This window comes from Geomonas sp. (assembly GCF_035254065.1).
GTDB lineage: Bacteria > Desulfobacterota > Desulfuromonadia > Geobacterales > Geobacteraceae > Geomonas.
The window spans coordinates 1-9,784 of sequence record NZ_DATFBA010000157.1 but is presented as its reverse complement, the minus strand read 5'-3'; the positions used below and the strand labels follow the sequence as shown (position 1 = coordinate 9,784).

Genomic DNA, 9,784 nt, shown 5'->3' with positions numbered 1-9,784 from the left:
AACGATGTTCAGCGCCAGGGGGGCGAGAGCGGAGGGGAGGGCCGAGATGACGCCAGGCCGGCTGATGGTGACAGAGCCGAGCACCCAGCGCCCCTGCCCCGCCCGACGCGGAATGATGCTGAAGCCGACCGGGCGCCCTCCGGTGACGGCCCCCAGCAGCAGGTGGGAGAGCTCGTGCAGGATGGTACCGGGGAGGAGCCAGCTGATCTGCCAGAAGGCGCCCGCCCTGCCGATCCGCTCCTGCAGCACGGCCAGCACGATCACCAGCAGGATGCCGGCGAAGTGGTGCCATGGCTGGTTTCCGGCGATGAGGGGATGGATCAGGGCGAGGTTCATGTTTGCTCCGGTGGTGAAGTCGGCCGCAGGATAGCCTGAATTTGCGCCGGACACAAGCTCACAGCAGTGCAGCTCACATTGAGGCACTGTGCCTTATGCGCGGCAGCGCTCCCCCTCCCCTGCCCCTCCCCCTTCGGGAGAGGGGATGTCGTTGGTTTCGGGAGAGGAGATGTTGTTGCCCCTTCGGGAGAGGGCATGTGGCAGCTCTCCGGATGTTGTCAGTTTCCGGAGAGATGTTGCACCTTTGCAACCCTTTGGTATCGTTTACTCTTGTTTCGATTTAACCCCCAGGAGGTCATCATGTCTTTGGAAGGTAAGCCGGCTCCCGATTTCCAGTTGCAGGGGAGCGACGGCACGTTGCACGCGCTGAAGGATTACGCTGGCAAGCTCCTCGTTCTCTACTTCTACCCTCGCGACAATACGCCCGGTTGCACCAGCGAGGCCATCGGCTTCGCCAAGCTCAAGCCGCAGTTCGACGAACTGGGCGCGACGGTGGTGGGGGTCAGCAAGGATTCCCTCAAGTCGCACGAGAAATTCATCTGCGCGTATGAGCTCACCTTCCCGCTCCTGTCGGACCCGGACTCTGCGGTGATGACGGCCTACGGTGCGTTCGGTGAAAAGGTCCAGTACGGGAAGACGACCATGGGGACCATCCGCTCGACGGTAGTGATCTCTCCGGAAGGTGTGGTGCTCAAGCACTGGGCCAAGGTGCCCAAGGCGGCGGAGCATCCGGATAAAGTGCTGGAGTTCGTGAAGAGCCTGCCAAAGTAACAGCATTCGGCAAAAACTGTAACCGACGCCACTCGCCCTGAGCCTGTCGAAGGGTGAGTGAAACCCTTACGGCAAGTCTCAGCCGTGAAAAGTTGGGGAAGGGTGCTTCGACAGGCTCAGCACGAACGGTTCACCACTCATCTGTTACCAAGGGGAACGGTGATTTCTTCGAAGATGCGTCGCTTCCCTCACCCCGACCCTCTCCCGGAGGGCGAGGGGGAGTTGCCTAAGTTCGATAAGAGGAGGGGAGGCTGGTCTTATGACTGATCGCGAACTTATCGACACTATCTTCTCTGCTGGTCTGGCGGCGGTGGATCCGCTGGTGACGCTGCCACCGCACCTCGTGCAGGTGAAGGAGATGTTCCGCACCGGCGGCTTCCGGAGACTTATAGTCGTCGGTTTCGGCAAGGCTTCCGTGCCGATGGCCCTGGCAGTGGAGGATATGCTGGATCAGCAGATCGGCGCGGGCCTGATCATCGCCCCGCACGGCGCCAACCTCTCGGCGCTGCCGCGGCGCATCAAGGTCGCCACGGCCGGGCACCCCCATCCGGACCCCGCCGGCGTGGTCGCCAGCAGGAGGATCATCGAACTCGCCCACGCGGCGGACGAGAAGACGCTGATGCTGCTGCTCATCTCGGGGGGCGGCTCGGCACTCTTCACCGCGCCAGCCGATGAAATCACCCTGGAAGAGAAGATGGAAACCTGTCGCCTGCTGATGGATGCGGGAGCGGACATCCAGGAACTGAACACGGTCCGCAAGCACCTCTCCAAGGTGAAGGGTGGCAAGCTGGCCGCCCTTGCCCACCCCGCCCGCATCTTTGCGTTGGCGGTATCGGACGTGCCGGGCGACCGTCCCGACGTGATCGCCTCCGGCCCCGCCTATCCCGATCCGACCACCTTCGCTGATGCGCTTGCTGTGCTGGCACGGCTGCACCTTAGCGGCCGCGTCCCTCCGGCGGTCCGCAAACGCCTGGAACTGGGGGCCGCCGGCTCCATCAAGGAAACGCCCAAACCGGGTGACCCTCTATTTTCCTCGGTCACCACGGTGATCGCGGCCCGCAACAGGGACGCCATGGAGGCGGCTGCGCACGCCGCCGGCAAGCACAAGATGGAGGTGCATCTGCTGGAGTCTCCCATCTGCGGGGAAGCGCGCGAGGCGGGCCGCAGGCTGGCGGAACTGGCGGTTGCCCGGAGAAGAAAGCTTGCCCCCGGCCAACTGGCCTGCCTGATCAGCGGCGGAGAGACCACCGTGCGGGTGGTCGGCAAGGGTAAGGGGGGACGCAACCAGGAGATGGCGGTCGCCTTTGCCATGGCGATCGAGGGTGAGCCCGGCATCACCTTCCTTTCCGGTGGGACGGACGGCATCGATGGGCCGACGGATGCGGCTGGCGGGGTGGTGGATGGCAACACGGTGGCCTTGGCCAGGGCCGCGGGACTTGACCCGGTGGCCTACCTGGCTGAAAACGACGCCTATGCCTTTTTGCAGGGATGCAGGGGCTTGTTGAAGACCGGGCCCACCGGGACCAACGTGATGGATCTGCAGATAGCGGTGGTTCGGGGGTGACTGCGGGGACAGAACGCCCCATCCTCACCCCTACCCTCCCCTTGAAGGGGAGGGAGAGCTTGTCGGGCTCATTGGGGGAGTTTTAGAGGATGGCCCGCGAGGGGGTAGCGGGCACGGGCATGACTGCCTGCTGCCTCGAGGGCGTGAGCGCTAGTCGACGAAGTTGTTGTCGGTCTCGGCGTCCAGGATCATCAGCAGGGTTTCCGGGCTGTACGGATACTCCGGCATCCGCTCTTCCATTTCAGCCCCTTTGGGAGGGGTGTACATCAGGACGTAGCTGCCGTCATCCTTCTGCACCTTGGTCACCCGGCCGTTGCAGCGCTGTTCGAGGATCCGCCACATCTGGTTGATGTCGAGCAGATCGAAGCCGTCAATCTTCGCGCTGTAATCGAGAGTTTCCACAAACCTGGAAGCAAGGTCGAAATCGAGCCAGTCCTCCTCTTTGCGCCACCACTTGATGAAGACGCGTTCCGGATGTTTGCTCTTCTCCATTTCTATCTTCTTAATCAGTTCATACCCTTGCATGGCCATCCTCCCGTCGGTCCCCATTCAGCCGAGACCATAGCTGATTGCACAAAGAGTACAGCTGGATCAATTCACCTCATGTCTCTGCGCTGCCGCTGTCTGAACCGGGACGAATCCGTTGTCTGAGACCTAACTTCACCTACTATAAATTGTAAGCGTTACGCTATGTCATTGCAATGCGGAGAAGAGGTTTTACTGAGAGAGTACCTCTTTTTGCTGCAAGCTTTATTAACAATGCTGGGCTTCCCTCACCCCTGCCCTCTCCCGCAGGGCGAGGGTGGGTTGGCAGGGGATGGAAGGAGTTACGTGGGCGCTGCCCAGCCTACGGGAGCAGCACGATCTTCCCAAAGGTGCTCGATTCGATGACCTCGTGATGGGCGGTGGCGGCCTCGGCCAAGGGAAGTTCCTTGCTGACCACCGGGCGGAGGGTGCCATTTTCCAGGCCGGCCCCCAAGGCCGCATGAATGGTTGCCAGATCCTGTTCGGAGGCGTTGAAGAGGGCCATGCCGATCACCATGGAATCCTGCGACATGGTGGCGCGGGGATCGATCTCGATGGTGCCGCGGTTCCCCACCACCACGACGCGCCCTCCCTTCGCCAGGGCCTGCAGGTCCATGGCGAGGTTCTGGTTGGCGAGCATCTCGATGATGACGTCCAGCCCCTGGCCGCAGGTCAGCTCCTTGGCCTTCTCCATGTGGTCGGGTTGGTGGTGATCGATCGCCTGGTGGGCACCCATCTCCAGCACGAGGCGCCTTCCCTGCTCGCTCCCCGCCGTGCCGATCACCCGCAATCCCGCTGCCCGGCCGAGTTGTACGGCAGCGATGCCGACCCCCCCGCTGGCCCCGTGGATCAGCACCTGCTCGCCCGGTTGCGCGTGTGCCTTCTGGAAAAGGGCTCGGTAACCGGTGGCATAGGGGACCCCCACGGCGGCGCCCTGCGAGAAGGAAAGGCCCTCCGGCAGGGGATGGGTCTGGAACTCCTTGCAGAGCGTCTTTTCGGCGTAGGTGCCGGTGAGGCACCAGGCCACGTAGACCCGCTGGCCGACCTTGCGGTGCTTGACGCCCGGCCCCACCGCCTCGATCACCCCTGCGCCGTCTATACCGGGGGTGTAGGGCGGGACGGCCACGTTGCCGTAGCTGCCGGAACGGATGTAGGTGTCAACGGGGTTGACGCCGACGGCGTACAACTTGACCAGAACTTGCCCCTCACCAGGGACCGGATCGGCCACCTCTTCGATCCGCATCACCTCCGGCGCTCCGTAACTGTTCACCATAATAGCTTTCATGTAGTGCCTCCTGATCTGTCATAGCGACTGCAGAAAACCTGTGACAACAGCAGTGGAGTATAGCACCTATGCTGGAGGGCTCAATTTGAGGGGCGGATTAAAGTCAAAGGCTTTGACCACCGATGACGCGGATTGTACGGATTTACGCGGAAAAAGATTCGGCGTGCCCTTTTTGCTGTTTCTGCGCAAATCCGTTAGATCCGAATTATCCGTGGTCCAATGCCTTCGACTTTATCGGTGCTTTTTATTGAGTTTGTGAGGATATATGGTAGAAATTGACTGCCCTCGAACAAACAGGAGGTCACCATGTCCAATTACTTTCACGCCCTGGTAACCGAGGAGAAGGACGGACAATTCGTCCGCCAGATCAGGGAACGGTCGGTCAACGACCTGCCGGAGGGTGAACTGTTGGTGAAGGTCCACTACTCCTCGCTCAACTACAAGGACGCCCTCTCGGCACTGGGCCGCCCCGGCGTGACCAAGAGGTACCCGCACACTCCCGGCATCGACGCGGCCGGCGAGGTCGTTTCCTGCGCCAACGGCGCCTTCGCCGCCGGAGACCAAGTGATCGTCACCGGTTACGATTTGGGCATGAACACCACCGGCGGCTACAGCCAGTACATCAGGGTGCCTTCCGCGTGGGCGGTCCGGCTTCCCAAGGAGCTCACCCTCAGGGAAAGCATGATCCTCGGCACGGCCGGCTTGACCGCCGGGCTCTCCCTCCACCAACTGGCGCGCGGCGGGGTCAGGCCCGAGGGAGGCGAGGTGCTGGTGACCGGGGCGACCGGTGGGGTCGGCAGCATCGCCGTCTCCATCCTGGCCAAGGCTGGGTACACAGTGGTAGCCGCCACCGGCAAGAGTTCCGAGCACGAATTCCTGCAGGCCTTGGGGGCGCGTCACATCATCAGCCGGGAAGAACTGCTGCGCGACGCCCACCACCCCCTGCTCAAGACCCGCTGGAATGGCGTGCTGGACGTGGTCGGCGGGGAGATGCTGGCCGCGGCCATCAAGTCCACCAACTATGGCGGCGTGGTCACCTGCTGCGGGCTGGCGGCCTCTCCCGAGCTGCCGCTGAACGTCTTCCCGTTCATCCTCAGGGCCGTCTCGCTGGTCGGCATCGACTCCGCACAATGCCCGACCGAGCTGCGTCGGGAGGTCTGGCAGCGGCTGGCCGGCGAATGGAGGCCGGAGCACCTGCTGCAAACCGCCACCGAGGTGCCGCTCGACGGACTGGAGGAGAGCTTCCACGCCATACTGAAGGGGGAATCGCGCGGCCGCACGGTGGTCAATCTCATCGACGCCTGAGCCCGATCTTCACGGATTACGGCAAACCTACACCTTTGACCACGGATGACACGGATTTGTACGGATCTACACGGAAAGAACATCCAACAGCTTTTACGTTCATGCCTGATTATCCTTCCGCGCTAATCCGTTAGATCCGCGTCATCCGTGGTCACGCTTTTGACTTTGTCTAAAATCCGCGCGCTGCAACAATTCACCGCACCCTGCCCCTTTCGCGCCTCCCAATCCAACCTAAACCACCTCTCTCTGTTTGCTGTTGACATTGGCCGGCGGTCGCTCTAAATTAGCGGCACTAAAAGGCTTCCTGCTCACTATCTTCCGCGAAGATCCGTTCAATCCGTGTCATCCGTGGTCTAAGCCTTTGACTTTTTCCGCACAGATCCTCACTCCAGAAATGGAACTCTTATACAAGCCGGTGTCGGACACTGCCGACACAGTATCAGTGGAGTTTTGCAGATGAGATTAGGTGACTTACTGGTTGAGGCGGGGAAACTGACTCAGGCCGAAGTGGAAGAGGCCCTGAAGGGACAGGCCATATTCGGCGGCAGGTTTGGTACCAACCTGATCGAAATGGGACTGTTGGACGAGCGCGAGCTCGCCCTGTTCCTGAGCAAGAAGACCGGGGTGCCCAACGCGACCACCGAACAGCTCATGGACGTCCCCCACCAGATACTCAAGCTCGTGCCGGAAGAGATGGTGAAGAAGTACCGGGTGATCCCGGTCGGGCTCAACAACCGGAAGCTGATCCTGGCCATGGCAGATCCCTCCAACTTCGCCGCCATCGACGAGATCTCGTTTGTCACCGGCTATATCGTGCAACCGGTCATCACCCCGGAAATCCGACTGATCACCGCCTTGGAGAAGCACTACAACATCAGGCGCGAAATGCGCTACATCAAGGTGGAGGGGGGAGGAAGGTACCGCGGCCGCCAACCCGTTACCACACCGACCACCCCAGCCCCGGAACCGGCCAGGCAGGCGATGCCGACCAGGCGCCCCCAGGCGAGCGCGACTCCCATCGAGATCGAACTGGAGGAGGCGGAGATCCTCGACCTGCCGCTGTTGTCGGAGTTGGAACCGCTGGAGGAGATGGAGGAGTTTCAGGCAGGGAACCTGCCGCCGGTGAGCGGCAAAAGCTCGTTTGGCGGAGAAATCGAGTTCGTCCAGCCGATCATGCCCCCCATCGGCTCGCAAGCGCGCGAACCGGAGAAGGACTACAGCCTGAAAGGGGTCCTGCTGGGCTTCACCGAGGCCGAAGACAGGGAAGACATAGCGGATCTTATCGTCAACTACGCCGCGCAGGAGTTCCACCGGTCGGCGCTTTTCCTGCTGAAAAACGGCAAGGCGAGCGGCTGGAAGGCGCTCTGCGAAAAGGTGGCGGTGGCGGACTTCAACAAGCTGGAGATCGACCTCGAGCAGCCGTCCGTGCTCAAGGTGGTCTCCGATACCAAGACCTTCTACATGGGTCCCATCCCGCCGACCCCCGCCAACAACGCGCTGCTGAAGGTCCTGGGGGGAGGCACCCCTCTCAACAACATCCTGGTGCCGCTGGTGATGGCAGGACGGGTGGTCGCCATCCTCTATGCCGAGGGAGCGACCCTGCGTCCCGACGAAGCGGCGGCCGACCTGCAGAGGCTGATGACCAAGGCGTCTCTGGCCTTCGAAATACTCATTTTGAAGAACAAAATCCTTTTGACATAGTTCATTATCACTGTCATAGTATCGCCACCTTCGACAAGAATCAGTTCTCCCTTAGCTGGAAATTTTTTTCTGAGATAACGGCACCGGGAACAGACTTACCTTTTCTGTCGCTCGCACAACAACTTCTACCGACGCAGGCGACCGCAACTTCCTTCTCCTGGATTAGACGAGTACCAGCCGCAAAGCCAGGCCAGATTGACTTTCACGGTCTCTACGCTAGATTATACGGGTATCTGAAAACGACCACCTGCTAGTAAGTGAAAGGCCAGCATGCACGTCTCCATCCGACAGGCCGAACTCATCCCCCTCGCACTCTATACCTTCATCGCTGTCGCGTTGATCGCCGGCCTGCTTGTGGCCGCGTGGTACCTGGGCTCCGGCCGGGACGCTATGGACAAGCAAGCTCCCTATGAATCCGGCGTCCTCCCCACCGGGACCGCCCGCCACGCCTCGCAAGTTCCCTTCTACCTGATCGCCATCTTCTTCATCGTCTTCGACGTCGAGGGCGCCTTCATCCTCACCTGGGCGACCTCCTGGGACCTTCTGGGGATCCCCGGCCTGGCCCATATCACCGTCTTCATCGTGGTCCTCCTTTTGGGGCTGGTCTGGCTCTGGATGAAGGGAGGCCTGGATTGGGGCCCCTCGGCAAGCCGAGGCGGAAGAAAGGCGTAGCCGGCATCTTAACGGTGGGCGAAGCCCACGCTACCTGCAATGCAATTGGAATCTTCGGAGAAAGTGTTGACCGACACCGACCGCGAACAAATACCCGATAACGTCATCCTCACCACCCTCGATGACCTCATCAACTGGGGGCGCGCCAACTCGCTGTGGCCGATGTTCTTCGGCCTCTCCTGCTGCTTCGTGGAGATGATGACCTCCTTCACCTCCCGCTACGACATCTCGCGCTTCGGGGCCGAGGTCCTGCGCGGCACCCCGCGCGAGGCCGACCTGATGGTGATCGCCGGCACGGTCTTCAAAAAGATGGCGCCCAGCATCCTGAGGCTCTACGACCAGATGGCTGAGCCCAAGTGGGTGATCTCCATGGGGAGCTGCGCCAACTCGGGGGGGATGTACGACGTCTACAGCGTGGTGCAGGGGGTGAACCAGATCCTGCCGGTCGACGTCTACGTGCCGGGTTGCCCGCCGCGGCCGGAGTCCTTCCTGCAGGGGCTCATCGAGCTGCAGCAGAAGATCAAGGCGAACGAGCGCCCGACCCGCCGCGTGCTGCACATGCAGGGGGGGAGCCAGGGGACCACGGCGCCGGTGCTGGTGGACGGGGTGAGCAAGGCCCGCGACACCCGCGGCCCCGGCATGGAGGGGATCGCCATCCGCGGCTCCGAGATGCAGCCCCCCTACTTTGCGGCGCCGCGCTCCGACGAGATGTGGCGCCCGCCCCAGCCCAAACTCGATTTCCCCGACTACGGCCTCCAGCAGGAATTGGCGGCCGCCTTCGGCCAGGAGGTGCGGCTCGATCCCTCCGGAGTGGACATGCAAACCTACCGGGTGCCCGCCCGGCTGGTGCCGGAGGTGCTCAAGTACCTGAAGAACCACGGCAGGACGCCGTTTCGCAGGCTGGAAGACATCGCCTGCGTGGACGAGTCCTGCCGCAGGGAGCGCGACAAGTTCCCCGACTTCACCGTCAACTACCATCTCACCTGTTTCGACGTCCCCGGCAGGATCAGGATCAAGGCCGACCTTCACGGCCAGCACCCCGAAATCCCCAGCGTCACAGAGGTCTTCCCCGTTGCCAACTGGTACGAGCGGGAGGCCTACGACATGTTCGGCATCCGCTTCGGCGGCCACCCGGACCTGCGCCGCATCCTGATGCCGCACGACTGGGAAGGGCATCCCCTGCGCAAGGAGCACCCGTTTCGGGCCACGGAAATGACACCCTATACTACGGAAGACGCCCGGCGGCACGGCCCGCTCGATGCAGCCGAATTTTTCAACCGCGTGGATGAGGAGACCCTGATCCTCAATCTCGGACCCCAACATCCGGGTACTCACGGAATAATCCGCCTGATCCTGAAGCTGGACGGAGAGGAAATCGTCGACATCGATTCGGATATCGGCTACCATCACCGGGGGGCGGAAAAAATCGGTGAACGCCAATCATGGCACCAGTTTCTGCCTTACACCGACCGGATCGACTACCTTGCCGGGGTGCAGAACAACCTTGCCTATGTAAATTCGGTGGAGCGTCTGTGCGGCATCAAAGTGCCGGATCGAGCGGTTCATATCAGGGTCATGCTGGCCGAGTTGTTCCGTATCGCCAGCCACCTGGTCTGGCTCGGCAC

General features: G+C 61.8%; 8 protein-coding genes and 1 pseudogene. 6 read left to right on the top strand and 3 right to left on the bottom strand.

The window, feature by feature from the left end; all coding sequences use genetic code 11:
* Positions 1 to 390: pseudogene (locus VJ604_RS07595) on the bottom strand (hypothetical protein); the annotation flags it as partial.
* 246 nt (positions 391 to 636) lie between these two features.
* Here VJ604_RS07595 and VJ604_RS07590 point away from each other — a divergent pair.
* Both VJ604_RS07590 and VJ604_RS07585 read left to right on the top strand, forming a co-directional pair.
* Positions 637 to 1,107, top strand: a complete 471-nt coding sequence (locus VJ604_RS07590) for a peroxiredoxin (RefSeq protein ID WP_324081253.1) — start codon at positions 637 to 639, stop codon at positions 1,105 to 1,107.
* Positions 1,108 to 1,366: 259 nt separating this feature from the next.
* On the top strand, positions 1,367 to 2,671 hold the full coding sequence (locus tag VJ604_RS07585; protein ID WP_324081251.1) for a glycerate kinase type-2 family protein: 1,305 nt from the start codon (positions 1,367 to 1,369) through the stop codon (positions 2,669 to 2,671).
* A gap of 150 nt (positions 2,672 to 2,821) precedes the next feature.
* Here VJ604_RS07585 and VJ604_RS07580 read toward each other — a convergent pair whose 3' ends face one another.
* Both VJ604_RS07580 and VJ604_RS07575 read right to left on the bottom strand, forming a co-directional pair.
* Positions 2,822 to 3,196: a hypothetical protein gene (locus VJ604_RS07580; RefSeq protein WP_324081249.1), complete on the bottom strand. Its 375-nt coding sequence runs from the start codon at positions 3,194 to 3,196 to the stop codon at positions 2,822 to 2,824.
* Between the two features lie 322 nt (positions 3,197 to 3,518).
* Complete coding sequence (locus tag VJ604_RS07575; RefSeq protein WP_324081246.1) at positions 3,519 to 4,481, bottom strand: NADPH:quinone reductase; 963 nt, start codon at positions 4,479 to 4,481, stop codon at positions 3,519 to 3,521.
* Positions 4,482 to 4,787: 306 nt separating this feature from the next.
* On the opposite strand from VJ604_RS07575, the gene VJ604_RS07570 reads away from it, so the two are divergent.
* From VJ604_RS07570 to nuoB, 4 genes are all read left to right on the top strand, one after another.
* Entirely contained in the window at positions 4,788 to 5,786 is a 999-nt protein-coding gene (locus VJ604_RS07570) for a YhdH/YhfP family quinone oxidoreductase (protein ID WP_324081245.1), read from the top strand.
* Between the two features lie 456 nt (positions 5,787 to 6,242).
* A complete protein-coding gene (locus VJ604_RS07565) occupies positions 6,243 to 7,487 on the top strand; it encodes a GspE/PulE/PilB domain-containing protein (protein ID WP_324081243.1) in 1,245 nt (414 codons plus the stop codon).
* A 270-nt stretch (positions 7,488 to 7,757) separates the two neighbouring features.
* A complete protein-coding gene (locus VJ604_RS07560) occupies positions 7,758 to 8,159 on the top strand; it encodes an NADH-quinone oxidoreductase subunit A (protein ID WP_324081242.1) in 402 nt (133 codons plus the stop codon).
* A gap of 39 nt (positions 8,160 to 8,198) precedes the next feature.
* A partial coding sequence (nuoB, locus tag VJ604_RS07555; protein WP_414652399.1) for an NADH-quinone oxidoreductase subunit NuoB occupies positions 8,199 to 9,784 on the top strand: 1,586 nt, incomplete at its 3' end.